General features: G+C 67.5%; 19 protein-coding genes and 1 tRNA gene. 13 read left to right on the top strand and 7 right to left on the bottom strand.

The window, feature by feature from the left end; translation table 11 throughout:
- Window positions 1–107 precede the first annotated feature (107 nt).
- The 3 genes from AC4JJG_RS15210 (at window position 108) to AC4JJG_RS15220 (ending at window position 6,408) form a co-directional block, all read left to right on the top strand.
- Window positions 108–1,523 (top strand): WS/DGAT/MGAT family O-acyltransferase, encoded by a 1,416-nt coding sequence (locus AC4JJG_RS15210; RefSeq protein ID WP_495398607.1) that lies wholly within the window; start codon window positions 108–110, stop codon window positions 1,521–1,523.
- 180 nt (window positions 1,524–1,703) lie between these two features.
- Window positions 1,704–5,090: a (Fe-S)-binding protein gene (locus AC4JJG_RS15215; RefSeq protein ID WP_495398606.1), complete on the top strand. Its 3,387-nt coding sequence runs from the start codon at window positions 1,704–1,706 to the stop codon at window positions 5,088–5,090.
- A gap of 64 nt (window positions 5,091–5,154) precedes the next feature.
- Window positions 5,155–6,408, top strand: a complete 1,254-nt coding sequence (locus AC4JJG_RS15220; RefSeq protein WP_495398605.1) for a pyridoxal phosphate-dependent aminotransferase — start codon at window positions 5,155–5,157, stop codon at window positions 6,406–6,408.
- 3 nt (window positions 6,409–6,411) lie between these two features.
- Here AC4JJG_RS15220 and AC4JJG_RS15225 read toward each other — a convergent pair whose 3' ends face one another.
- Window positions 6,412–7,035 carry a TetR/AcrR family transcriptional regulator gene (locus AC4JJG_RS15225; RefSeq protein ID WP_495398604.1) on the bottom strand — a complete coding sequence of 208 codons (624 nt, stop codon included), beginning with the start codon at window positions 7,033–7,035 and terminating at the stop codon, window positions 6,412–6,414.
- 108 nt (window positions 7,036–7,143) lie between these two features.
- Between AC4JJG_RS15225 and AC4JJG_RS15230 the strand changes: the two genes are divergently transcribed.
- The 5 genes from AC4JJG_RS15230 to AC4JJG_RS15250 are packed head-to-tail and all read left to right on the top strand — an operon-like array spanning window position 7,144 to window position 13,177.
- Complete coding sequence (locus AC4JJG_RS15230) at window positions 7,144–8,571, top strand: MFS transporter (RefSeq protein WP_495398603.1); 1,428 nt, start codon at window positions 7,144–7,146, stop codon at window positions 8,569–8,571.
- Entirely contained in the window at window positions 8,568–9,233 is a 666-nt protein-coding gene (locus tag AC4JJG_RS15235; RefSeq protein ID WP_495398602.1) for an SGNH/GDSL hydrolase family protein, read from the top strand. The genes AC4JJG_RS15230 and AC4JJG_RS15235 overlap by 4 nt, the downstream gene beginning before the upstream one ends.
- A gap of 49 nt (window positions 9,234–9,282) precedes the next feature.
- Window positions 9,283–11,121 carry an SDR family oxidoreductase gene (locus AC4JJG_RS15240; RefSeq protein ID WP_495398601.1) on the top strand — a complete coding sequence of 613 codons (1,839 nt, stop codon included), beginning with the start codon at window positions 9,283–9,285 and terminating at the stop codon, window positions 11,119–11,121.
- Between the two features lie 15 nt (window positions 11,122–11,136).
- Complete coding sequence (locus tag AC4JJG_RS15245) at window positions 11,137–12,024, top strand: metal-dependent hydrolase (protein ID WP_495398600.1); 888 nt, start codon at window positions 11,137–11,139, stop codon at window positions 12,022–12,024.
- Window positions 12,025–12,037: 13 nt separating this feature from the next.
- Window positions 12,038–13,177 carry a PDR/VanB family oxidoreductase gene (locus tag AC4JJG_RS15250; protein WP_495398599.1) on the top strand — a complete coding sequence of 380 codons (1,140 nt, stop codon included), beginning with the start codon at window positions 12,038–12,040 and terminating at the stop codon, window positions 13,175–13,177.
- On the opposite strand, the gene AC4JJG_RS15255 is transcribed toward AC4JJG_RS15250, so the two are convergent.
- Complete coding sequence (locus AC4JJG_RS15255) at window positions 13,139–14,719, bottom strand: MFS transporter (RefSeq protein ID WP_495398598.1); 1,581 nt, start codon at window positions 14,717–14,719, stop codon at window positions 13,139–13,141. The two genes, AC4JJG_RS15250 and AC4JJG_RS15255, sit on opposite strands and share 39 nt — an antisense overlap.
- A 109-nt stretch (window positions 14,720–14,828) precedes the next feature.
- Here AC4JJG_RS15255 and AC4JJG_RS15260 point away from each other — a divergent pair, with 109 nt between their 5' ends.
- Window positions 14,829–15,425 carry a TetR/AcrR family transcriptional regulator gene (locus tag AC4JJG_RS15260; protein ID WP_495398597.1) on the top strand — a complete coding sequence of 199 codons (597 nt, stop codon included), beginning with the start codon at window positions 14,829–14,831 and terminating at the stop codon, window positions 15,423–15,425.
- Window positions 15,426–15,492: 67 nt separating this feature from the next.
- Window positions 15,493–16,248: a MerR family transcriptional regulator gene (locus AC4JJG_RS15265; protein ID WP_495398596.1), complete on the top strand. Its 756-nt coding sequence runs from the start codon at window positions 15,493–15,495 to the stop codon at window positions 16,246–16,248.
- An 18-nt stretch (window positions 16,249–16,266) separates the two neighbouring features.
- Here AC4JJG_RS15265 and AC4JJG_RS15270 read toward each other — a convergent pair whose 3' ends face one another.
- The 4 genes from AC4JJG_RS15270 to AC4JJG_RS15285 all read right to left on the bottom strand — a co-directional run bounded on the left by AC4JJG_RS15270 (window position 16,267) and on the right by AC4JJG_RS15285 (window position 21,756).
- Entirely contained in the window at window positions 16,267–18,090 is a 1,824-nt protein-coding gene (locus AC4JJG_RS15270; protein ID WP_495398595.1) for a hypothetical protein, read from the bottom strand.
- A 114-nt stretch (window positions 18,091–18,204) separates the two neighbouring features.
- Entirely contained in the window at window positions 18,205–19,638 is a 1,434-nt protein-coding gene (locus AC4JJG_RS15275; RefSeq protein ID WP_495398594.1) for a UDP-glucose dehydrogenase family protein, read from the bottom strand.
- A gap of 87 nt (window positions 19,639–19,725) precedes the next feature.
- Window positions 19,726–20,295, bottom strand: coding sequence for a dCTP deaminase (gene dcd / locus AC4JJG_RS15280; RefSeq protein ID WP_495398593.1), 570 nt, complete (start codon window positions 20,293–20,295; stop codon window positions 19,726–19,728).
- 24 nt (window positions 20,296–20,319) lie between these two features.
- On the bottom strand, window positions 20,320–21,756 hold the full coding sequence (locus AC4JJG_RS15285; protein WP_495398592.1) for a cytochrome P450: 1,437 nt from the start codon (window positions 21,754–21,756) through the stop codon (window positions 20,320–20,322).
- Window positions 21,757–22,087: 331 nt separating this feature from the next.
- On the opposite strand from AC4JJG_RS15285, the gene AC4JJG_RS15290 reads away from it, so the two are divergent.
- From AC4JJG_RS15290 to AC4JJG_RS15300, 3 genes are all read left to right on the top strand, one after another.
- Complete coding sequence (locus AC4JJG_RS15290; protein ID WP_495398591.1) at window positions 22,088–23,251, top strand: sensor histidine kinase; 1,164 nt, start codon at window positions 22,088–22,090, stop codon at window positions 23,249–23,251.
- Window positions 23,248–23,928: a response regulator gene (locus tag AC4JJG_RS15295; RefSeq protein ID WP_495398590.1), complete on the top strand. Its 681-nt coding sequence runs from the start codon at window positions 23,248–23,250 to the stop codon at window positions 23,926–23,928. The genes AC4JJG_RS15290 and AC4JJG_RS15295 overlap by 4 nt, the downstream gene beginning before the upstream one ends.
- A 66-nt stretch (window positions 23,929–23,994) precedes the next feature.
- Window positions 23,995–24,065: transfer RNA gene (locus AC4JJG_RS15300), tRNA-Gly, on the top strand.
- On the opposite strand, the gene AC4JJG_RS15305 is transcribed toward AC4JJG_RS15300, so the two are convergent.
- Window positions 24,057–24,926: an EamA family transporter gene (locus tag AC4JJG_RS15305; protein WP_495399585.1), complete on the bottom strand. Its 870-nt coding sequence runs from the start codon at window positions 24,924–24,926 to the stop codon at window positions 24,057–24,059. The genes AC4JJG_RS15300 and AC4JJG_RS15305 overlap by 9 nt on opposite strands.
- Window positions 24,927–24,936: the final 10 nt, after the last annotated feature.

The following is a 24,936-nucleotide window of genomic DNA, read 5'->3' on the forward strand; positions in this document are numbered from 1 at the left end:
CCCGCTTTGACGCAATCGGCCGCGAGCCGGCGACAGGCACCCGATACTGAGGGGCCAAGCCGGGCCCGCTGCTGCCCGGCGGAGCCGTACCGAGGGGAGGATCGCCAATGCCCTACATGCCGATCACCGAATCCATGTTCCTGGTCGCCGAGACACGCGAACAGCCCATGCACGTCGGGGGCCTGCAGTTGTTCGTACCGCGCGAGGGACAGTCGGCCACCGACCTCGCCGAGGAGATCTTCGAAACGTTTCACGGCAGCACCGACGTGCGCAAGCTCTTCCGCAAGCGCCCCGCGTCACCGGTGAATCTGCTCGGCAATCTCGCCTGGTCCCACGACGACGAGATCGACTTCGACTATCACGTCCGCCGCACCGTGCTGCCCCGTCCGGGACGGATTCGTGAACTGCTGCAATATGTGTCGCTCAATCACAGCGCGCTGCTGGACCGCAACCGTCCGATGTGGGAGGTCCACATCATCGAGGGTCTCGAGGACGGCCGGGTGGCCATCTACTGCAAGATCCATCACTCGCTGGTCGACGGGGTGTCGGCGCTGCGACTGCTGGAGAACATGCTGTCACCCGATCCGGACGACCGCTCCGGGACGGCGCCGTGGGATCCCGAGCTGGTGCGACGGCGACGCACGAACGCACCCGGCACGGACGCCCCCGATGAAAGCGGTGGGCTGCTGTCCGGGATCGTCGGTGCGGCCGGGCAGGCCGCGGGGGTCGCGCGACAGGTCGTCGGCGCGGGGCCCGCAGCCGCGAAGATCGCATGGAAGGCGTTCACCGACGACGAGTTCGCCGCACCACTGACGCCGGCACCGCGCACCATCCTCGACGTCCCGATCGGCAGCGCCCGGCGATTCGCCGCCCAGCAGTGGCCACTGGCGCGCCTGCGTGCCGTCAGTACCGAACTCGGCATCACCCTCAACGACGTGATCGTCGCGATGGTGGCCGGAGCGATGCGGTCGTACCTCATCGACCGGGACGCCCTGCCGGACGCACCACTGATCGCCGCCCTCCCGGTCTCGATGCATACCTCGGGGTCGTCGGTGGAGGGCAACGCGATCACCGCGATCCTGGCCAACCTCGCCACCGATCAACCCGACGCCGAACGGCGCCTCGCCACCGTCGTCGCCTCCACCCGCAAGGCCAAGCAGGTCATCCGCGGCCTCGGACCGCTGCAGGCGCTGATGTTCGGCGCCGCCGCCATCGCCCCGCTCGCCTTCGCGACGGTGCCGGGCTTCGTCCGCTACACGCCGCCGCAGTTCAACCTGATGATCAGCAATGTGCCCGGACCGTCGGTCGACCTGTACTGGAACGGGGCGCGCCTCGACGGGTCCTATCCGGTCTCGATCGCGATGGAGGGCAGCGCGGTGAACGTGACGGTCACCACGACGGCCGACCAGGTGAACTTCGGGATCATCGGCGCGCGTAAGGAATTGCCCAGCTTGCAGCGCATTCTGACCCACCTGGACACCGCCCTCGAGGAACTCGAGAAGATTGCCCAAATATCTGACTAGACAGTAAGTTACTGGTGAGTATTATTTGGGGTACAAAGACCTACCGGGCGTCGAGCGTTAGTTAGGTCAGCCTTGGCAGCGTGACGCGCCTGCGAGGAACTACGGTTACCTGCAGTACACGTCGGCCCACGTGCGCTCAGCCCTGCACGGACGACCTAGAGGAAAGGCCGGTACGCACCCGTGACTCCCTTGACCGTGACCCTGGGAACCATCGGCATTGTGCTCAGCATCTTCTGCTGGGTGATGTTCTTCCGGGGCATCTTCCGACTCGTTCGCAGCATCGCGATCGGCGAGAAGGTCGACAACAAACGCTTCTGGCCCGTCATCCCCCGCTTCATGCACATGATGAAGGAATTCCTCATCCACACCCGGATGGTGAAGTTCCCGCTCGTCGGTGTCATGCACTGGCTGGTGATGATCGGCTTCCTCGGCGGCTTCCTGCTGTTCTTCGAGGCCTACGGACAGTCGATCAATCCGGAGTTCCACTGGCCGTTCTTCGGCGACTCCTTCGCCTGGCACCTCTGGGACGAACTGCTCGGCATCGGCACCGTCGTCGGCATCGTGACGCTGATCATCATCCGCCAGCTGAACCATCCGCGGGTGCCCGCGCGTCTGTCACGCTTCTCGGGCTCCCGCTTCATCCCCGCCTACACGATCGAGGCCATCGTCCTCATCGAGGGCCTGGGCATGATCTTCGTGAAGGCCGGCAAGATCGCGACCTATCACCACAGCAATGCGGGTTCGGACTTCTTCACCATGCAGGTGGCCAAGCTGCTCCCGGCGAGCCCGAACATGGTCGGCATCTTCGCCCTGATCAAACTGCTCTCGGGCAGCCTGTTCCTGTTCCTCGTCGGCACGCACCTCAACTGGGGTGTTGCGTGGCACCGCTTCTCGGCCTTCTTCAACATCTATCTGAAGCGCGAGCAGGACGGCAGCGTGGCGCTCGGCGCACTGTCGCCGATGCTGTCCAACGGCAAGGTCCTGACCATGGAGAACGCCGACCCGGACGTCGATTCGTTCGGTGCGGGCAAGATCCAGGACTTCTCCTGGAAGGGCTGGCTGGACTTCACCACCTGTACCGAATGTGGTCGTTGCCAGAGCCAGTGCCCGGCCTGGAACACCGGAAAGCCGTTGTCGCCCAAGCTGCTCATCATGTCCCTGCGCGACAACGCCCAGGGCAGTGCTCCCTACCTCCTGGCCGGTGGCCGCACCGACATGGCCGGCGACGAGACCGGATTGGTCGACGCCGACGGAAACGTGCTGGAGGACAAGCTCAACGCGATCCCCGAGGAAGCGCGCGCCCAGGCGTCGCGCAGGCTCGTCGGCGAGAGCGCCGGTTCCGGCGCGCTGCCCGACGGTGATCTCGGCGCGGTCATCGACACCGAGACCCTGTGGAGCTGCACCACCTGTGGTGCCTGCGTCGAGCAGTGCCCGGTGGACATCGAGCACATCGACCACATCGTCGACATGCGCCGCTACCAGGTGCTCATCGAGTCGGACTTCCCGTCCGAGCTCGCCGGGCTCTTCAAGAACCTGGAGAACAAGGGCAACCCGTGGGGCCAGGCCTCGGCGGCGCGCAGCAGCTGGATCGACGAGATGGACATCGAGATCCCGGTCTACGGCCAGGACGTCGACTCCTTCGAGGGCTTCGAGTATCTCTTCTGGGTCGGCTGTGCCGGCGCCTTCGAGGACCGCGCGAAGAAGACCACCAAGGCCGTCGCCGAACTCCTCGACGTCGCCGCGGTCAACTTCCTGGTGCTCGGCCAGGGCGAGACCTGTACCGGCGACTCGGCTCGCCGCGCGGGCAATGAGTTCCTGTTCCAGATGCTCGCCCAGCAGAACATCGAGACCTTCGACGACCTGTTCGGCACCGCGCCGCAGCAGCCGAAGAAGATCGTCGTGACCTGTGCACACTGCTTCAACACCATCAACAACGAGTACCCGCAGGTCGGCGGCGATCGCGGCACCTTCGAGGTCGTCCACCACACCCAGCTGCTGAACAAGCTGGTGCGGGAGAAGCGGCTCGTCCCGGTCGCACCGGTCGGCGGCGAGAGCGTCACCTACCACGACCCGTGCTACCTGGGCCGTCACAACCACATCTATGAGGCACCGCGCGACCTGATGAAGGCCGCGGGCTCGCAGGTCACCGAGATGCCGCGGCACGGCACCCGGTCCATGTGCTGTGGTGCCGGTGGCGCGCGCATGTGGATGGAGGAGCAGCTCGGCAAGCGCATCAACATCGACCGCGTCGACGAGGCGCTCGACACGCTCGGCGTCGACACCTCGACCAAGGGCGAAGCGGATGCACCGACCAAGGTCGCGACCGGCTGCCCGTTCTGCCGCGTGATGCTGACCGACGGCGTCACCGCCCGCACCAGCGGCACCGAGGCCGAGGACACCGTGCAGGTCGTCGACGTGGCACAGCTCCTGCTGGAGTCCGTGCGTCGTGGCGCTCCCGAGGTCAAGCGGGGCGGACGGTTCCTGGGTCCGGCTTCGGTGGCCGCCGCGGCTGCCGCGGCCGCACCGGCCGAGGAGAAAACCGAAGAGAAGGCTGCCCCCGAGGCCGCCGCACCCGCAGCCGCGGCATCCGGTGGCGTGACACCGAAGCCGAAGGTCGGCCTGGGCATGAAGGGCGGCAAGAAGCCGGGCGGCGCCGCGAAGGCCGAGGCACCGGCCACCGACACCGCGACCGCACCGCCCGCCGAGAAGAAGCCCGCCGCCAAGGGATTCGGCATGGCCCCGGGCAAGAAGCCCGGTGCCGCAGCGGGTTCCGCGGCAGCAGCGGCCCCCGCCGCCGAGGCTCCCGCCACCGAGACCCCGGCCGCAACCGCCGAGACCACCGAGGCGAAACCGGCGAAGGCCAAGGGATTCGGCATGGCCGCAGGCAAGAAGCCGGGCGCGAAGGCCCCGGGTGCCGGCACCCAGCCGGCTGCCTCGGCGCCGGCCGCCGAGCCCGAAACCGCTTCGGCGGCACCGGCTCCGGAGGCAGGTTCGGCGTCAGCCACGACCGAGGCGACACCCGCCAAGGCCAAGGGATTCGGCATGGCCGCGGGCAAGAAGCGTCCGGGCGCCGCCGCGTCGGCACCGGCCGCACCCGCGTCCACTCCGGCTCCGGCCCCGGCACAGGGGGCTCCCGCGGACGAGGCTCCCGCCGAGACCGCGACCACGGAGACCACCGAGGCCGCCGCATCCGAGGAGACGGCGACCACCGGCACCTCCGCGGCGACGACCGAGGCGAAGCCCGCCAAGGCCAAGGGATTCGGCATGGCGGCGGGTAAGGCCCGTCCCGGCTCCGCGCCGAACATCACCCGACGCGAACCGGCGGCGACGCCGGACGAGTCGGCACCCGAGGCACCGGCATCCACTGAGGCCCCGGCACCCACCGAGGCCCCGGCACCCGCCGAACCCGAGGCGACGGCACCGGAGCCCGAGGCATCCGAGCCCGCCGCTACCGACGGCGCCGCACCCGAGTCCACCGGCAACACCGGCGCGGTGACCGAGGCGGGCACCAGCAAGGCGAAGGGCTTCGGGATCGCCGCGGGCAAGAAGCGCCCCGGCGGAAAGTAAAAGACAAGAGAGGGTCGCAGCCCAGCGCAAAACCTGTTTGCGCTGGGCTGCGACAATTGAACCCGTGAGCAGACCGCACGTATCGCACCAGAATCTGAACCTCCGGCCACTCGAGCAGTCCGAAAAGCTGCAGAACGTGTGCTACGAGATCCGCGGACCGGTGCACGCCCACGCGGCGCGGCTGGAATCCGAGGGCCATCGGATCATGAAGCTGAACATCGGCAATCCGGCCCTGTTCGGCTTCGAAGCGCCCGACGTCATCATGCGCGACATGATCCACGCACTGCCCTACTCCCAGGGCTATTCGGAGTCGGCCGGTGTGCTGTCGGCCCGTCGCGCAGTCGTCACCCGGTACGAATTGATCCCGGATTTCCCGTACTTCGACGTCGACGACGTCATCCTGGGCAATGGTGTGTCCGAGCTGATCACCATGACGATGCAGGCCCTTCTCAACGACGGCGACGAGGTGCTGATCCCGGCACCCGACTATCCGCTGTGGACGGCCATGACCACCCTCGCCGGTGGCACCCCGGTGCACTACCGCTGCGACGAGGACAACGGCTGGAATCCGGATATCGCCGACATCGCCGCGAAGATCACGCCGCGTACCAAGGCGATCGTCATCATCAACCCGAACAATCCGACCGGTGCGGTCTACTCGCGCGAGGTGCTCGAACAGCTCGTCGCACTGGCCCGGGAGCATTCGCTGCTCATCCTCGCCGACGAGATCTACGACAAGATCCTCTACGACGACGCCAAGCACATCAACGTCGCCTCGCTGGCACCCGATCTGCTGTGCCTGACCTTCAACGGATTGTCGAAGGCGTACCGCGTCTGCGGTTACCGCGCCGGCTGGGTGGTACTGACCGGCCCGAAGGAGCACGCGCGCGGCTTCATCGAGGGTCTGGGCATCCTCGCATCGACCCGGCTCTGCGCGAATGTGCCGGGCCAGCATGCCATTCAGGTCGCGCTCGGCGGATATCAGAGCATCGACGCACTCGTCGCCCCCGGTGGGCGGCTCTACGAGCAGCGCAACGTCACGGCGAAGAAGCTGAACGAGATCCCGGGTGTGAGCTGCGTTGAGCCGATGGGCGCGCTGTACGCCTTCCCGCGCCTCGATCCCGAGGTCCACGAGATCCACGACGACGAGTTGTTCGTCCAGGATCTGTTGCTGCAGGAGAAGATCCTCGTGGTGCAGGGCACCGGTTTCAACCTCGACGACCACAATCACTTCCGGATCGTGACGCTCCCCTGGGCGCGTGATCTGGAGGAGGCCATCGAACGGATCGGCAACTTCCTGTCGTCGTATCGGCAGTAGCCGTCAGGTGTGCGGATCGCCACCGCCGAGCAGTCCGTCGATGACGGTGCGGGCGGTGGCGATCGCCGTATCGTCCCCCATGCGTGCGCCCGTGTTGGCCGCGGCGATCACGGCGTTGAGCGTGAACGCCACCGTGTGCGCGTCCCGGTCCGCCAGCTCACCGGCCGCCTGCGCGGTTCGGATCTCCTTCTCCAGCAACGACATCCAGTCCTGATTGTCGGCCTGCAGCGCATCCCGCACCGGGCCGGACCGACTGTCGAACTCGGCTGTCGTGGCCACGCGGAAGCAGCCGCCCGAGAAGACCGGTTCCGCGATGTAGCGCAACCAGTTGTCGATCCAGGCACGTAACCGCGGCATGCCCTTCGGTTCGTCCCAGGCCGGCTGCACGACATGCTCGACGAACACCTCGCGGGCCGACTGCACCGCGGCCAGCTGCAGCTTCTCCTTGGTGCCGAACAGGGTGGCGACGCCACTCTTGCTGATGCCGAGATCGGCGGCCAGGCGGCCGAGGCTCAGGCCCGTCAGCCCCTCGGCGGACGCCACGTCGGCGGCATGGCGAGCAATGCTCGCCCGGGCCTTTGCCCCCTTGATCAATCGCTGATCGGACGTCGTCGTCACGTCGTTCACCCCTTCATCGTGGCATGTGGACCTTGCCAAGTCGAACGATCGGTCGTACTGTCAATCAAACCGAACGATCGTACGTACTTATTCCTACGGATCATCGAAGGACCTCTCATGACCGAGATCTCGGAGCGGGACACCACCGCGCCGCCCAGCAGTTCCGTTCCCCGATCGGCCCGGCTGTCCCTCGCGGTCGCGTGCGGGGCAGCATTTCTCGCCTTCCTCGACCTCTCCGTGGTCAACATCGCCTTCCCGGCCATCGCCCGGGATTTCACCGCCCGGGATTCCACCACCGTCACGACGGCGACGCTCACCTGGATCGTCAGCGGGTACGCGGTCGCCTTCGCCGCACTGCTCACCCCGGCCGGACGGATCGCCGACACTCTGGGGCGTCGACGCGTATTCCTCTGGGCGCTGGCCGGATTCGGGCTCACCTCCATCCTGTGCGCGCTCGCACCCGATCCCGACCTGCTCATCGCCGCCCGCGTCCTGCAGGGGGCGACGGCCGCACTGATGGTTCCGGCCGGACTCGGACTCGTCCTGACCGTCACCGCACCCGAACGCATCGGGACGTCCATCGCTGCGTGGACCGCAGCGGGCGGGTTCGCCGCCGCGGTGGGCCCCGCCATCGGTGGCGCACTCGTCGAATGGTTCGGCTGGCGGTCGGTCTTCGTCGTCAACGCCCCCGTCGCCCTGATCCTCCTGGCACTCTGCCTGACCACCCCGGCCGACCGGCCCGGCGGCCGCGAACGTGGACTGCCCGACTGGCTCGGCACCGCGGCCACGGCACTGGGGATCGGCGCGATCGTCGCCGCGGTCACCGAAGGCCAGCAGTGGCAGTGGGATTCGTGGCGGACGAGCACCGTCGGCGTCATCGGCGTGCTCCTTCTGGGGTTCGCGCTACAACGCTCGCGCCGGCACCCCAACCCCGCCATCGCGGTCGGCCTGTGGCGTCATCGCGGCTACGCGCTGACCAACCTCGCCTCATTCGTCTTCGGTGCCGCGATGTTCGCGTGGCTGCTCGCCGGACCGCTGTGGCTGGCGGAGATCTGGCATTACTCGGTGCTCGAGTCGGCCGGGGCATTGACCGTCGGTGCGGTCGCCTCGATGGTCACCGCGGTGATTGGTGGCCGGATGCCGGTGTCCGGACAACGTGCCGTCGCGGTCGTCGGCGCGCTGATGTTCGCGGCTGCCGCGCTGTACATGAGCACCGATGTTTTCGGCCACGAGCCCGCCCTCCGGGCCGGATGGATTCCGGCCGGCGTACTCGGCGGCGGCGGTATCGGGCTCATCGTCACCTCCCTCGGCGCGGCGGCGGCCCGCGCACTACCGCCTCAGCAATTCGCCACGGGCGTCGGCATGAATCTGACCGCTCGCCAGACCGGAGGCGCGCTGGGCGTCGCAGTCCTGGCCGCCATCCTCGCCACCGACGCGGGCGCATCGCTGTCCGCTTTCCACACCGCCTTCGCGGTCTCCGCCGGTATCGCGGCCCTGGCCGCACTGACCGCCGCCATTCCCCACCGAGCAAAGGAACTCCGATGACCACGACGACACCCCTCACCGAGGCCGAGGATCCGATGGTGCTCACGCCCGATCGAGAGGCCCTGGTGTTCCTGCCGTGGCGTCGACTCGCGGTGGTCGGTGACTCGATCGCCGCGGGCATCGGCGACCCCTGGCCCGGATATGCCGATCGTTCCTGGGCCGATCGCGTCGCCGACGATCTCCGGTCGACACACCCTGATCTCGCCTATCTCAACACCGGTGTGGTCGGTGCGACCATCGGTGACGTCCGGGCCGGGCAACTCCCAGCGGTACTCGACTTCGACCCCGACCTGGTGCACCTGTGCTGTGGCGGCAACGACCTGTTTCTCCACGGCGCCGATCTGAGCTCGGTCGAACGTGACCTCGACGACCTGTGCACCGACCTGACCGCGAACGGTGCCCGATTGTCGATGTTCACCCTGGCCGACGCCTTCACCGGACCGATGATCGCCCTGCGGCCACAGTTCAGTGCCTTCGCCGACATCGTTCGCCGGGTGGCGGCCGCACACGACGCGATCCTCACCGAGTTCTGGGCTCATCCCGCACGCCTGCGCGACAGCTGGCTGAGCACCGACCGCATCCATCTCACCCGGGCCGGACATGCCGTCGTCGCCGGCGAGGTCACGGCTTCCCTGGCACGGTTCTCGGCGGCCGTCGACTGACCCCCGGGTTGCCGTGACCGGCCGTCACACGTAAATCTTCACTTTTGCTGTGACGGTTGGTAACGTCTATCCCCGTTCGATCTGGTCGGAGGGGAGCGCGACGGTGCAGTGGCACAAGCATGAGGTCACCAACAACGGCATCACACTGGCCGTATTCGAGCCCGACGGTCCGGGACGCGAGGGGTCGCCCCGGGCCACCGTGCTCCTGGTGCACGGCTGGCCCGACACCCATCACCTCTGGAGTCACGTCGCGCCCGCCCTGGCCGAGGACTTCCGGGTTGTCGCACTGGACTGTCGCGGCTTCGGCGAGAGCGACCGCCCCGAGGGTGACGCGCCGTACAGGTTGTCCGAACTGGCCGACGACCTGTACGCGGTGGCCGCGTCGATCAGCCCGGACGCACCCGTTCACCTGATCGCCCACGACTGGGGGTCGGTGCAGGCCTGGGAGGCCGTGACCCGGCCCGATGCGAGTGAGCGTTTCGCATCCTTCGTCTCGGTGTCCGGACCCAATCTCGATTATCTGGGCGAGTGGGCACGACGCATGATCACGCGTCCGACGCCCCGCAACATCGGCCACGCACTGTCACAGATCGCATCGTCGGCCTATACCGCGTTCTTCCAGCTGCCGGTACTGCCCAGACTCTTCTTCTCCGCAACCGGCTCGCCCGCGGTCTGGCGTGAATTCCTGTACCGCGTGGAGGGCACCCCGAAGGAGAACGTGGTCGTCGGCGACACCCTGCGCGCCGACATGATCTCGGGACTTCGTCTGTACCGCGCCAACATTCGCCCGAAGCTGGGTCGTCCCGATCCGCGGCCGACGACCGTTCCGGTCCTCGAGATCATCAACGAACGCGACATCGCTCTGCGGCCCGCGATCTTCGACCACACCCACACCCATGCGCAGCGTCTCTGGCGGCGGAGCACGCCGACCGGACACTGGCTGCCCTATACGCAGCCCGACTATCTGGCCGGTATCGCACGGAGCTTCATCCTCGATCAGATCGGTGACACACCCGCCGGTTCCGCGGACGACGTCTCCCGGCTGCGCCTCATCGGCTCGCCGAAGGCGTTGTCCGGCAAGCTCGCCGTCATCACCGGAGCGGGTAGCGGCATCGGCAGGCAGACCGCCTACGCGCTCGCCGAACAGGGCTGCGCGCTCGTGCTCGCCGACATCGACGAGGCAGGCGCCGAGACCACCGCCCGCGAATGCCGGGCATCCGGCACCGAGGCCACGGTGTACCGGCTCGACGTCTCCGACACCGACGCCGTCACCGCGTTCGCGGAGACCGTGCGGCAGCGTCACGGTGTCGCCGACATCGTCATCAATAACGCGGGCGTCGGGCTGGCCGGTGGTTCGCTCGACGCCACCGACGAACAGATCGACCGACTGCTCGACATCAACCTGCGCGGCGTCATCTCCGGCAGCCGGGCCTTCGGCAAGCAGATGGTCGAACGCGGATTGGGCGGTCACATCGTGAATCTCGCCTCCGCCGCGGCCTTCACCCCGCAGCGCGGCCTGGGGGTGTACGCGGCCGCGAAGGCAGGCGTCCTGCTGTTCTCCGAGTCGCTGCGCGCCGAACTGGCCGAACACCGGATCGGCGTCTCCGCCATCTGCCCGGGCATCGTCGACACGAACATCGTGGGCGCGACCCCGATCGCCGGCTTCGACGACCCGGAAACCGAAGCGGCCGAACGTGATCGCCTGGACCGCATGTACCAGAAGCGCGGTTTCACCCCGGACCGCGTGGCCAAGGACATCGTCGCCGCCATCATCGGCGACAAAGCGGTCGTCCCGGTCACCCCGGAGGCGAAGATCGGCTACCGCGTGTACCGGTTCACGCCGTGGCTGTCCCGGATGGCCGCCCGCCAGAAGATCACTCGAAACTGACAGGGGGACAACAACATGACTTCAGCCGCACACGCGCACACCGATCCCGGTCCCGTCGAACTGCATGCGCGGAACGTCTCCTTCGACTGGTCCGAGACGCCGCTGCACTGGATTCCGGGACATCCGGTCCCGTCGCATGTGGTGAGTGTGCTCAATCTCCTTCTGCCCGAAGGTGAACGCTGGTTCGTCCAGACCTTCAACGAGGCGTTGCCCCTCGTCAAGGACGAGAAACTGGCCGCGACCATGCGTGGGTTCATCGGGCAGGAGGCGATGCACGCCGAGGCGCACGAGCATGTGCTGTGGGAATTCCTCAAGGCCCACGGCATCGACCCCAGCCCGTTCATCCGGCAGGCCGAGTGGCTGTTCCGGAAGATCCTGGGCCCCATGACGACCGGCTCGGCATCCGCACGCCGGAAGCATCTCGTGGAGCGCCTCTGGCTCATCGCCGCGATCGAGCATTACACCGCGATCCTCGGCGACTTCGCCCTCAACAACCGCTGGGCCGAGGTCGGCGCCGAGCCGACGATGCGCGATCTCTTCGTCTGGCACGGGGCCGAAGAGGTGGAGCACCGGGCGGTGGCCCACGAGGTCGCCGTCTACTTCGGTGACAGCTACCTGCGCCGCGGGCGCTCGATGCTGGTCGTCCTGCCCGCCCTCCTGTTCGTCATCTACCGGGGTCTGCGCTTCATCGTGAAGAACGATCCGTCGATGTCGTACAACCTGGCGCAGGTCCAGCTCCGCTACTGGCGTGGCGTCCGTGCCGGGGTGCTGCCGTCGATGCGCAGCATCATCTTCAACACCTTCAGCTACTTCCGGCCGGGCTTCCACCCCGACGAGATCGGCGACACCGCACAGGCGGTGGCCTATCTGGCATCGTCACCCGCCGCCCGTAACGCGGAGTGAGAGCCCGACGCCGATGAATCAGCGCGCACATCCGCACACCACGTCGATGCGCACGCCACCGCCGCACCTGTACGGCCGGTGGCAGCGTGATCCCGCCCTCGTCACCGCGACCCTCGCGGCGAAGGTCTGGCTTCGGCTGTGGCGCCCCCTGGCGCCCCTGCGCCCCATCGCCACGGACGAGGGCATCACCGAACTCCGGGTGATTGGTCGTGAGGTGGTGGCCGAGGACGAGAACGTCGTCGCACTGACCTTCGCGGCCCCGAACGGCGAGACGCTCGAACGCTGGTATCCCGGAGCGCATCTGGATCTGCTGCTGCCGTCCGGCCGGATGCGCGAGTACTCGCTGTGCGGCGATCCGGCCGACCAGCACACCTACCGCATCGCGGTGCGCCGCATCCCCGACGGCGGCGGCGGTTCCGTCGAGGTGCACGACACCATCGGCGTCGGCGACACGGTACGGATCAAGGGACCCCGCAACGCCTTTCCTCTCGCGCTCCCGGGACACGGCTCCCCGGCGACGAAGCTCCGGTTCGTCGCCGCGGGTATCGGCATCACACCGATCCTGCCGATGCTGGCCGTCGCCGAACGCTTCGGGCTCGACTGGTCGATGATCTACACCGGCCGCACTCCCGATTCCATCCCGTTCCGCGACGAGGTCGCACGCTACGGCGACAAGGTCACCATCCGCACCGACGACGACTCGGGCCTGCCGTCGATGGCCGAACTCCTCGGCCCCGCCGACCCGGAAACCGGCAGGGCCCCAGCGGGTCTCGCGGTGTACTGCTGCGGCCCGGTGCCGATGCTGGAGCATCTTCGCCGGCACCTGGGCGACCGCGCGGACATCGAACTGCACTACGAACGTTTCAGTCCGCCCCCGGTGGAGAACGGGAGCCCGTTCACGGTGACACTCACCTCCACCGGCGAACGGGTCCCGGTGGCCGCGGACGAGTCGGCGCTCGCCGCGATCCGGCGGGTCATGCCGTCCGTCCCGTACTCGTGCCAGCAGGGCTTCTGCGGTACCTGCAAGGTGCGTTCGATATCCGGTGAGGTCGATCATCGCGACAACATCCTCACCGAACCGGAGCGTGAGGCCGGCTATCTGCTGACCTGTGTATCACGCTGTGCCGGCGGGGATCTCACCCTCGACCTGTGAGTCGGTCTGCTCCTCGGGCGCCTGCTCGACGGGGTCCGGCCGGGTGGGCAGTCCGCGCAGCAGCCAGAACGCGCACACCGCGCCGACGGCGGTGATGACCACCGACGCCCAGACCGCCTGGTGCAGGCCGTCCATGAAGACCTGACGCACGGCCAGGCGAATACCGTCCGCGAACTGCGCGGGCGCACGGTCGGCGACCTCCACGCCCGCCATCACCGATTGCTGCGCGATCTCCCGGACGTCGCGGGGCAGCCCCAGCGACGACAACCTGTCCCCCACCCCGGATACGTATACCGACGTGAGGATCGATCCGAGCACGGCGACACCGAAGGTCCCGCCGATCTCGCGGGTGGTGTCGTTGACGGCCGACCCCGCGCCTGCCTGCTCCGGTCGCAGCGCGGCCATGATGACGTCGGTGCACGGACCCGAGATGAACGCCAGCCCGGCGGCCATCAGGGACATCGACCAGATGATCAGTCCCCAATAGGTGGATTCCGTGGACGCGAATTCGACGAGGGCGAATCCCCCCGACATCAGCAGCGCGCCGGCGACTGCCGTCGGACGCGGTCCGAAGCGGTGCGACAAGGCCATCGCCACCGGCGACAACGCGGCCATCACCAGGGCGAACGGCAGGGTTCGCACACCGGCGCCCAACGGTCCGTAGCCCTTGACCGCCTGGAAGAACTGGGTGATGAGGAAGATGAAGCCGAACAGTGCGAAGAACGCCAGGCTGATCATGCCCGCGGCGGTTGCGAAGTGCCGGTTGGCGAACAACCGGACGTCCAGGATCGGATGATCGATGCGGAGCTGTCGCCGGACGAAGACGGCGAGAAGGAGTGCGGCGACGACGAATCCGAGGATCGTCCAGCGGTCGCTCCAGCCCCGGTGCGGGCCTTCGATGACCGAGTAGGTGAGCAGTCCGAGTCCGGCGGCCGACAGCAACAGACCCGGGAAATCGAAAGGTCCCACACCGTCCGGGCGGGTGGCCGGCACGACCAGGGCGATGGCGACCAGCGCCGCCGCACCGATGGGCAGATTGACCCAGAACACCGCGGGCCAGGAGAAGTGCTCCAGCAGCCAGCCGCCGAGCACCGGGCCGATGGCGACGGCGACACCGGAGGTGGCCGCCCAGATGCCGACGGCCGCACCGCGTTGCCGGGGATCGGTGAACAGATGGACGATGATCGCCAGCGTCGCCGGGAAGACCAGCGCCGCGAAGACACCCAATCCCGCACGCGCGCCGATCAATTGGCTGAGTTCCTGCGCCGACGCGGCGAGCGCGGAGACCGCCATGAAGCCGACGATGCCGGTGACGAGCATCCGGCGATGGCCGAATCGGTCGCCGAGGTAGCCACCGGTCAGCAGCAGGCCGGCGAACACCAGCGTGTAGGCGTCGACGATCCACTGCAGGCCGGAAATGCCGGCATCCAGTTCACGCGCCATCGTGGGCAGTGCGACGTTGACGATGGTGTTGTCCACCATCACCAGCAGTTCGGCGAAGCAGAGAGCACCCAGGGCCACCCACTTGTTCGATTCGGACATGACGAATCCTCTTGTCGGCGTATCGGATCAGTTCGAAGATAGGACGTTGATCTACATCAGTAGCACGTTGTTCTACACAAGAAGAACATCGTTCTAGTAGATTGTCAATATGCCCGCCGCACGATCACGCACACCACGAAGCGCCCCCGCAGGCCGCACCCCGGCCACCGAGGTGCGCGCCGCCCTCCTGGCCGCGGGACGTCGACTCGTCGAGCGGGACGGCGTCTCCGCCCTGACCGTTCGCGCCGTGGCGGCCGAGGCCGGGGTGGCCCCGATGGGCGTGTACAACCACTTCGACGGCAAGGTCGGATTGTTGAATGCGGTTGTCTCCGATGGCTTTACCGAGTTCGCCCAGGCCATCGCGGCGGATGACGCGGACGCCGTCACGAGGCTGACGAACAGTGGGCGCAACTATCGTGCGTTCGCCCTGACGTACCCGACGCTCTACTCGCTGATGTTCTCCGCCGAGTGCGAGGCCGACGAGGCGGCCGCCGGGAGCGCATTCGACACGCTCGTCGAGATCGTCCGCTACGGACAGGCCGCCGGGGTGATCCGCGCGGGCGATCCGGTCACCTACGCCGCCGAGATCTGGTCCTGCGTGCACGGCGCGGTGGCGCTCGAACTCGCGGGAGCCTATCCGCCGTTCATCGATTCGGCGGAGGTCTACGAGAACATCCTCGGACTGGTCGCACGCGGAATGTCATGATCTCGTACTAATTTCACGATCCCGCAGTACTGCGCATGTGCCTCCGTAAATCTGAAACAATGTGGCAATGACCGAGTACCGCATCGACGACCTGGCTCGGGAGGCGGGAACCACGACCCGCAATGTGCGCGGTTATCAGGACCGCGGGCTTCTTCCCCGGCCGTTGCGTCGCGGGCGGATCGCGATCTACACCGAAGCACACCTGTCACGGCTCAGGATCATCAATGACCTGCTCGGCAGGGGTTTCACCATCCGGCACATCTCCGATTTCCTGCGCGGTCTGCAGCGCGGTGACGATCTGGTGGACATCCTCGGGCTGCGCGATGTGGTCACCGAGAAGTGGTCGAGCAGCCGGTCATCCACCATGTCGGCGGCCGAATTGACCGAACTCCTTCATCTCGAAGGACCGGAGCATTTCGAGAAGCTCACCGGCTTCGGCCTGATCGAGCCCGAGGAGGGGACCGATCCGGTGCGGTACCGGATCCTGGACCAGGAGACGGTCGACGCCTACGGCCGCCTGATCGCCCGCGGGTTGTCGCTGACCCGCATACTCGACGTACACAGTCGCCTCGACGTCGACATGGCCAGCGCCGCAAACACATTGATCTCGGCCGGTCGACGGGCGTTCGCGGAGGACCGCGCCGATGGCTGGCTGCCCAAGACCTCGGCCGAATCCGACAGCGCGGCCGATCTGCTCGGCGATCTACGCAAGGCGGGTGCGGTGTCGGTCCACAACGCTCTCGACCGTGCGCTGGACCGGGAGATGAGCCGTCAGCTCACCGAATATCTGGGCAACTCGGATTCCGACTGCGAACCCGTCTGACCTCTGCGTCCGCCCGGATCAGGGCAGCCTGATGGGCGGCAGTCCGGGGATCGGGTTCGGGATGGTGCGCGGCCGTGGCTTGGCGCGCGGACGCGGGGCGCGCCGATACGTGCCTCCGTCGGACTGCTGGGGCTGCTGCGTGGCCACCGGAGGCGGCGGGGGCGGCGGTGTGTACCGCAGCGCCGGCTTGCGGGCCTGCGCGTTCTCCACCGGATCAGCGTATTCGGGTGTCGACGTCGCCGGGGGTGCGGCGACGGACGCGGGGGCCGACGAGGTTGCCGCGGCCCGCGTGGTGGACGGTTCGTCGTCACCGCCGACGGCGAACACCGTGGCCGTGACGATGAGGGCGAGAGCAGCGGCCAGCGCGATCCCGATCAGTCCGCGACGACCCGGACGCCACTTCTTCCATTCGAGGTGCGGCTGCCGTTTGACGATGGCGCCACCCGTCGTGCGTGACGCGGCACTCGTGGCCGGGCTCGTTCCCCAGCTTCCGGTGGCATCCGACTGTCCGGAACCGAACGACGACAGCGGTGCGGGTACGAATGCCTCGGGAGCTGCGCTCCGCGATGGCGGGCTGGTGCGCTCCGGCGTGTGCCGCGACGTCCCCGCGGTGCCGTTGACCAGCGACGGATCGGTGTTGATGTAACCGGCATTGATGACCGATGCGTTGAGCACCTCGGTGTGCACCACATCGGCCTTCATCACCTCGGTGCGGACGACCTCGGTCTTGAACACATCGGCGTCGAGGCGGTCGGCGTCGCCGCGTGCGCGCACGACGGAATCCCCGTCGCCACCGGTCGAGATGCGGGTCGTCTCCGAACCGCTTCCCGCACTCCAGGAATCGTCGGCCCAGGCGTCCTCCGCGCCGTCCTCGTCGATCAGGTCGTCGTCGCGCTCGTCGGCGTCGGCGACGGTGTCCTCGGCGGCGGGCTCGGCCGTGACCGGGTCGGCACGCAGTGATTGCGCCATCCGGGAGACGAAGTCGGTCTCGACCGTCTCCGGACCGTTCCGCGACGACCTGGTGGTCGTGGCGGCCGGCGGCTCCGGCGTCGCGACGGGTGTCGGCTCGGGTTCCGGGGCGCTCGCACCGGCCGAGCGGGTCACCGACGGCGAGACGGCGGCGGCACGGGTGATCGCCGGGCCGCCGGAGTTCGCACGGACGACCGATGCCCGGATGGCGGGTTCGGCCGGACGTTCGCGAACGGGATCGGGCGCGGTCTGCGTGACGCCGTGCGCGACCGGTTCGATCGCGATGACGGGCAGGCCCGCGGTCTGGGTCAGGACCGCGGCGAAACCCGGCCAGATCTGGTGGCGGGGACCGAGAATGATCGATGACACCGTCTCGGGTGAGGCGGCCGCGGCCTCGAGTGCGTACTGCACGGCGATGGCCGCGGTCGACGCGGTGGCCACATCGAGATCGCGGCGGGCCACCCGGAAGAACTTCACATGGTCTCGGCCCATGATGAAGGTGCCGTCGAGGGTGGCCAGACGTGCACGGCCGCGGCCCGCGAGGTCGAGTAGTTCCTTCGCCCACGCCTCGGTGGTCGGCTGATCGACGCGGCCGGTGCGCACCAGATGGTCGGAGAGCTGATGATCGAGCACCGACGGACGGATGGTGGTGACCAGGTGATCGTCGAGTGCGAGTCCGTCGGCGGAGTCGATGGTGACGATGCGCAGGCCGTCGTCACGCAGGTCGAGAAAGAGGAACGGACGATCGTTCGGGATCCCGCGGCCGAGTTGGCGGCGGGCGATGTCGGCGAGCTCGGCCGGGCCGAGTGGGCGCTCGTCAGCACCGGTCGACGGCACTACCGGCCCATCAACCCCCGATTCGTCATCGGTCATCCCGTCGGATGCCTTTCGTCCATGTCGCTCCCCCCGAGAAACCCCCGGCTGCGTTTACAGGTGATCCGCACCACTGCCCCACAGAGGTGCTCAGGGTTACCAAGCTAGCACGGCTCAGCGGGTCGCCGACTGTGACGTAGGTGCCATTACGACGGCCGAATGACCTGCTTCGGAAGCGTCACCGGTGACCGGAAAGTTGCGTACAGGAACACCCGTCGCCCGCATCGGACCGCCGATCGAATGGAATGCCCAGCCGGCGTCCAGCCACGCCGACGGCGCCAGGCACCGACGCCCGTCCACGATCACCTTGCCGCGCACGACCGCGGACAATTCGTCGGGCACCATGTGGACGAACTCGGCCCATTCCGTGGCCACGACGACGACGTCGGCCTGCTCACACGCCTCGGAGACACTCGACGCATAGGAGAGCATCGGGTACATGCGCCGCGAATTGTCCATGGCCTTCGGATCGAAGACCGTGACCGAGGCGCCGCGCAGCGCCAGCTGACCGGCGACGTTGAGCGCGGGCGAATCCCGGACGTCGTCGCTCTCCGGCTTGAATGCTGCACCGAGGATGGCGATGTTGGCGCCGAGCACCTCTCCGCCGTTGGCCTCCGAGACGAGATCGACCATGGCGGTGCGCCTGCGCATGTTGATGGAATCGACCTCCCGCAGGAACCGCAGGGCATGCTCCGCGCCCACCTCGTCGGCACGGGCCATGAAGCCACGGATGTCCTTGGGCAGGCAGCCGCCGCCGAAACCGAGACCTGCGTTGAGGAATCGGCGACCGATCCGCTGGTCGTAGCCGATGGCGTCGGCCAGTGTCGACACGTCCGCACCGACGATCTCGCAGATCTCGCTGATGGCGTTGATGAAGGAGATCTTCGTGGCGAGGAACGAGTTCGCCGACGCCTTCACCAGTTCGGCGGTCGCCCAGTCCGTGCGGATCAGCGGCACCCCGGCGTCGAGGATGTCGCGGTAAATCTCCGCGGTCACCTGGTCGGCGATGCTGTTGGGGTCCTCCGGGTCGCGACCGAGCACCAGCCGGTCGGGTTCGAGGGTGTCCTCGACGGCGAAGCCCTCACGCAGGAACTCCGGGCTCCAGGCCACCTCGACCCGGGTGCCGGGTGCGGCCAGCACGTCGATGCGCTGCGCGAGCGCGGCCGCCGTGCCGACCGGAACGGTGGATTTGCCGATCAGCAGGTGTTCGCCGCGCAGCAGCGGCGTGAGTGAGTCGACGGCGGCCTCGACGTGCCGCAGGTCGGCGCCGTATCCGCGGGGCTGCTGCGGGGTGCCGACACCGAGGAAGTGCACCGTCGCGAAGGCCGCGACCTCGCGGTAGTCGGTAGTGAAGCGGAGACGCCCGGCAGCGATGTTGCGGCGCAACACATCCGCGAGTCCGGGCTCGAAGAACGGCACCTCACCGTCCTGCAGACGACGCACCTTCTCTCCGTCGACATCGACACCGAGCACGTCGTGGCCGAGTTCGGCCATGCACGCCGCGTGGGTCGCACCGAGGTAACCGCAGCCGATCACTGTGAGCTTCATGTCTCAGTGAGTACGCGCGGTTTCCTGCGTGCCGGGAACGTCGACGTGGCGGAACCGGTGCCGGATGGTGAACGGCACCCGATGACGTTACGGCTTGGTGAAATTCAGGTAGGCCTTGGACGGCGTCGGCCCGCGCTGCCCCTGATATTTGGAGCCGACCGACGCACTGCCGTACGGATTCTCGGCCGGGCTCGACAGTTTGATGAGGCAGAGTTGCCCGATCTTCATCCCGGGCCACAGCGTGATCGGCAGGTTCGCCACGTTCGACAGCTCGAGCGTGATGTGCCCGGAGAATCCGGGATCGATGAATCCCGCGGTCGAATGCGTGAGCAGACCGAGACGGCCGAGCGACGACTTGCCCTCCAGCCTGCCGGCCAGATCGTCGGGCAGGCTGCACACCTCGAGCGTCGACCCGAGGACGAACTCACCCGGATGCAGGACGAAGGGCTCGCCCTCGGCGGGCTCGACGAGGCTCGTCAGGTCGTCCTGTCGCTGAGCGGGGTCGATATGCGTGTACTTGGTGTTGTTGAAGACGCGGAACAGGCCGTCCAGACGCACATCGACGCTCGACGGCTGGACCAGCGCCGGATCGTAGGGGTCCAGGGCAAGGCTGCCGTCGTCGATGGCCGCGCGGATGTCACGATCGGAGAGCAACACGGGGTCGAGATTATCGGACTCCGGTCATCGGACGGCGGTCGCGTACACCAGTCCCCCGTCCTGCGGGATCATCGTGACGTTGCGGTGGCGCGCACGTTCGGCGGGCTCGGTGGTGGTCCGCAGATCGACGCGTCGCAGGATCTCGCCGACGACCGTCTTCAGTTCGGCCATCGCCAGTGGTGCGCCGAGGCATCGGCGGATACCGCCCCCGAAGGGCATCAGCTCGTGCGGATTGGGGCGCACGCCGAGGAAGCGCTCGGGCTCGAAGGCGAAGGGACGCGGGTACAGGTCGTCGCGGTGATGCAGCAGCAGGATGCTGATGAGCGCGGTCATCCCGGACTCGATGTAGGTGTTGCCGAATTGCCACGGCTCCAACAGATGTCGCGCGACAATCGGCACCACCGGACGCGACCGCATCGACTCGTTGAGCAGGGCGTCGAGATAGTCGGTGTCGTCGGCCCGCACCGCGTCCCGCGCGTCGCGGTACACGTCGGGTGTGCGCGTCAGGCGTTCGAAGGTCCAGGAGATCTGGTTCGCGGTGGTCTCGTGGCCGGCAAGCAGCAATGTCATCAGTTCGTCGCGAATCTCCCTGTCCGACAACGGCTGACCGTTGTCGGTGCGGGCGGACAGGAGCAACGCCATGATGTCGTCGCGCGATTCGGCGTCATCGGCGGCGCGGCGTTCGGCGAGCACCCGCATGACCTTCCGGTCGATCCGCCGCAGCAGGAGCTTGAGCGGTCCCATGGGGTCTTCGCGTCTCGCGTTGGCGAGTTGATTGGCGGTCGCGATCGGGGTCGTCGACATGCGAAGCAGGAACAGGATGTCCTTGCGCATCGCCCGTTCCGCGGCGGTCGCGTCCCGGGGATCGGGCAGCCCGAAGATGGCGGCCATGATGATGTCGAGGGTGATGCGTTGCGTGAGGTCACCGAGCCGGATCGTCTCGCCGACCGGCCAGTCGCGCAGCGCCGCGTCGGTCGCGCGGTCGATGCTGTCCTGATAGGCGGCGATGGCGCGACCGTGGAATCGCGGCAACAGCAGTGCCCGCTGCTTGCGGTGCCGCTCGCCGATCGACGTCAGCACGGATTCACCACCGACGATCGGCCGGAGCGGCGACTGGTGTGTCGCCGACGGTGCGACCGTCTCGTCGGCCGTCATGATCGATTTGATGTAGTCGGGCTTGTAGACCACGACCACGGGGCCGGGGCCGCCGGCCAGTGCGTAGTGCAGCACCTCCCGACCGCGCATGGCGTCGGCGAACAATGTGTCGCCTTGTCGCTGAACGAAATTCAGCGATGTCGAGAAGCTGCCCAGCGGGCGGAACCGCTTGGGTGGCACCATCGCCACCGGGCCCGCGCCGTCGGTGGCGATGCCGATTCCCGACGAGGCATGGGCGGGCGCGTGATACCAGTGGTCCGTGCGGATTCCCCGCCGGACCGCGGACCCCCGAATGGTGGTTGTCATCGACTACACCTCCCCGTCGAGGATAGAACGCCTGTCGAGCCCCCGACGGCCCTTCCTTCCCGACGGGCGAACGCGGCATCGAACTCCCGAGCCCGGTAATCCATGTCGTGCCCCTTCGGATCATGCAGGAGCCACAGCATGACCCCGATGGCGAGGAGCGCCGAGACGATGATGAACATGATGTCCTCCTCTGGTGGATGACATCGACGCTAGAGGCCTCATCGCTCCAGGTCAGCGGCCTACGGGAGGTACTGTAAGACCGTCCGGAGGTGGAGTGGGAATCCACCCGTGGGCGGACGAATCGACGGCCGGGCAGGGCTAGGATCGCAGGATGAACTGGGTCATCGACAAGTGCCGCCAGTTCTTCGCACTTGTCGGCTATCCGTATCCGCCGATCTACAAGCTGATCGCGGAGCTCGGCCTGGTCGCGTTCATCCTCACCGCCGCGGTGCAGCGGATCGTTTCCGGATTGTCCGGGTGGGATTGGCTGCTGGTCGTCGCCGCCGTGAGCCTCGGCGTCTGGCCGCTGATCGTGGGCTTCGTCGTCATCAGACCGCCGCTGATGGTGTTCTTCCCGGTGTTCATCATCGGGTGTGTCGTCCTGTTCTGGACGATGCCGGTGGAGGCCGATTCGTCACCGATGATCCTGGTCGTCGCCGTCACCATGCAGGTCGCGATCGTCTCGCCCCGCCAGGGGCTGGGGTACCTGGCCGCATTCGCCGGTGCCGCGGTCGCGGGCGCGGTGTTCCACACCACCGAGCAGGGCTGGCTGTTCGTCTTCATGGTGCTGTTCGGCGCCGCGGTCGGTCAGCTGATGCGGGTGCAGCTGAAGGCATCCCAGGCCGCGCAACGCGAGCGGGAACAGCAGATCATCGTCGATCGGGCCGGTATCGCCGGGGAGGTGCACGATGTGGTCGCGCACTCGCTGAGCATCGTGCTGCTCAACGTGACGGCGGCACGCCGGGCGCTCGAATCCGGCGGCGACGGACTCATCGATCCCGCCGACGTCGGCGACGCGCGGGACGCTCTCCGGGACGCCGAGGAGCAGGGCCGCGTCGCGATGGATGATGTGCGCCGCACCGTGGCGCTGCTACGTTCCGACGACGCCGGGTCGGCCCCACAACCGGGTTTCGACGACATCGACGACCTGATCGCGGGCTTCCGCCGCGCCGGATCCGTCGTGGTGCCGGATATCCGTCGCCCCGCCGAAGCATTAAGTCGGACAACGGAACTCGCCGTGTACCGGGTGATCCAGGAGTCGCTGACCAATGCGTCGAAACATGCGGCAGGCGCACCGGTGTCGGTGACCGCGAAGAGCGCCGACGGTCGTTACACGGTGCGGATCTGCAATCCTGCCGACCCGAACGCCCGCACGCAGAGTGGCGGTTTCGGCCTGAACGGTATGGCGGATCGGGTGCGAAACGCCGACGGCACCCTGCGGACGGAGTTCGTCGATCGAACATGGTGTGTCATCGCGGAATTCGGTGCGGCATGACCGACGATCTCGTTCGCGTACTGCTCGTCGACGACCAGGACCTCGTCCGGTCGGGTCTTCGGCGGATACTGCGCCGCAAGGACGGATTCGAGATCGTCGCCGAATGCGCCGACGGCGACGAAGTGCCCGGCGCCCTCGCGGCGTCGGCGCCGGATGTGATCGTGATGGATCTTCGGATGAAGCGGGTCAGCGGCATGGAGGCCACCCGCAGACTCCGCGCCGCCGACACCGATGATCGGTGCGGCCCACCGGTTCTCGTTCTCACGACGTTCCACGACGAAGAGTTGCTCTCCGAGGCCCTCCGCGCCGGCGCCGCCGGCTTCGTCCTGAAGGATTCCCCCGCCGAAGAACTCATCCGCGCCGTTCGCCTCGTCGCCGACGGTGAATCCGTCCTCGATCCGGCCGTCACCGCGCACGTCCTCGACACGTACCGCACGACCTCGCCCGCCGCCTCCGACTCCCGCACCCTCGACCGCCTGACCGCCCGCGAACTGACCGTCCTCGAACTGATCGGCCGCGGCCTCACCAACGACGAGATCGCAGGTGAGCTCGTCATCTCCGTCGTCACCGTCAAGAGCCACGTCGGCAAGATCTTCCGCGCCCTCGGCGTCCGCGACCGCGCCGCCGCCGTCGTCTTCGCCTTCGACCACGGCATCGTCACCCCGCGCGGCCACTGACCGCACGTCACCGCCCCGCCCTGGCTGCGGCTTTGCTACTGTGGCCTTCGCGGGCTCGCCCCGCACGCCGATGTAGTTCAATGGCAGAACATCAGCTTCCCAAGCTGAATACGCGGGTTCGATTCCCGTCATCGGCTCAGATCGTTACGAGCTGGGTCTACTTTTCTCGAGTTCGTGATCCGCGATGGCAGCTGTGCGAGGACGACGGCACCTAACACTGCCGCGGCCCCCACAATCTGGAGCGACGACAACTTCTGGTTAAGAACGGCATACCCGAGAGTCATTGCGACAACTGGACTGACCAGAGACAAGCAGGAGACAGCGAACGCGGGAAGTCGCTCGATGCCACGAAACCAGAGCACATAGGCAAGCAGCGCGCCGAATAGCCCCAGATAGGTATATCCGCCGACGTTCTCCGCGTTCAGTTGGTGCGGTAAGCCTTCGGTACCGAGTGCAAGCGGCAGCAGGATCAACCCACCGATCGTCAGCTGCCAGCCGGTGAACGCCGATCCGCTGACACCCGCCGGCCGCCCCCATCTCTTCGTCAGCACTATCCCGGTCGCCATACAGGCGGCGCCACACAGGCCCGCGATAACACCCGTCGAATCAAGATGAGCCTGAGGCCCTGCCACCATCAACCCGACTCCGGCAAGACCCACAAGACATGCCCCGACGTGGTGTGCGCGAACTCCCACCCCAAGGAACATCGAAGATAGTGCCAGCACCAGAAGAGGCTGAATCGCCATGACCACCGCGGCCACTCCGCCCGGAAGATGGTACGCCGCGACGAACAAGCAGTAGAAGAACGCACCGATGTTGAGGAAACCGAGCACTAGCGTGCGCCACCACCACAGTCCGCACGGCGGGACCCGAGCGCCCGCAAGCAGAATGAGCCCCGCTGGCAGAGCACGCAAAGTAGCCGCAAGGAGTGGGCGGTCCGGAGGCAGAAACGCCGTCGTAACGAGATAGGTGCTACCCCAGATCGCTGGCGCCAGCACTGTCGCCGCC

It is taken from the genome of Gordonia sp. B8661-1 (assembly GCF_059427765.1).

Coding starts and splice junctions, on each gene's coding strand:
- AC4JJG_RS15210 (WP_495398607.1), top strand. CDS start 108: ATGCCCTACATGCCGATCACCGAATCCATGTTCCTGGTCGCCGAGACA.
- AC4JJG_RS15230 (WP_495398603.1), top strand. CDS start 7,144: ATGACCGAGATCTCGGAGCGGGACACCACCGCGCCGCCCAGCAGTTCC.
- AC4JJG_RS15235 (WP_495398602.1), top strand. CDS start 8,568: ATGACCACGACGACACCCCTCACCGAGGCCGAGGATCCGATGGTGCTC.
- AC4JJG_RS15245 (WP_495398600.1), top strand. CDS start 11,137: ATGACTTCAGCCGCACACGCGCACACCGATCCCGGTCCCGTCGAACTG.
- AC4JJG_RS15250 (WP_495398599.1), top strand. CDS start 12,038: ATGAATCAGCGCGCACATCCGCACACCACGTCGATGCGCACGCCACCG.
- AC4JJG_RS15255 (WP_495398598.1), bottom strand. CDS start 14,719: ATGTCCGAATCGAACAAGTGGGTGGCCCTGGGTGCTCTCTGCTTCGCC.
- AC4JJG_RS15260 (WP_495398597.1), top strand. CDS start 14,829: ATGCCCGCCGCACGATCACGCACACCACGAAGCGCCCCCGCAGGCCGC.
- AC4JJG_RS15265 (WP_495398596.1), top strand. CDS start 15,493: ATGACCGAGTACCGCATCGACGACCTGGCTCGGGAGGCGGGAACCACG.
- AC4JJG_RS15270 (WP_495398595.1), bottom strand. CDS start 18,090: ATGACCGATGACGAATCGGGGGTTGATGGGCCGGTAGTGCCGTCGACC.
- AC4JJG_RS15275 (WP_495398594.1), bottom strand. CDS start 19,638: ATGAAGCTCACAGTGATCGGCTGCGGTTACCTCGGTGCGACCCACGCG.
- AC4JJG_RS15285 (WP_495398592.1), bottom strand. CDS start 21,756: ATGACAACCACCATTCGGGGGTCCGCGGTCCGGCGGGGAATCCGCACG.
- AC4JJG_RS15290 (WP_495398591.1), top strand. CDS start 22,088: ATGAACTGGGTCATCGACAAGTGCCGCCAGTTCTTCGCACTTGTCGGC.
- AC4JJG_RS15295 (WP_495398590.1), top strand. CDS start 23,248: ATGACCGACGATCTCGTTCGCGTACTGCTCGTCGACGACCAGGACCTC.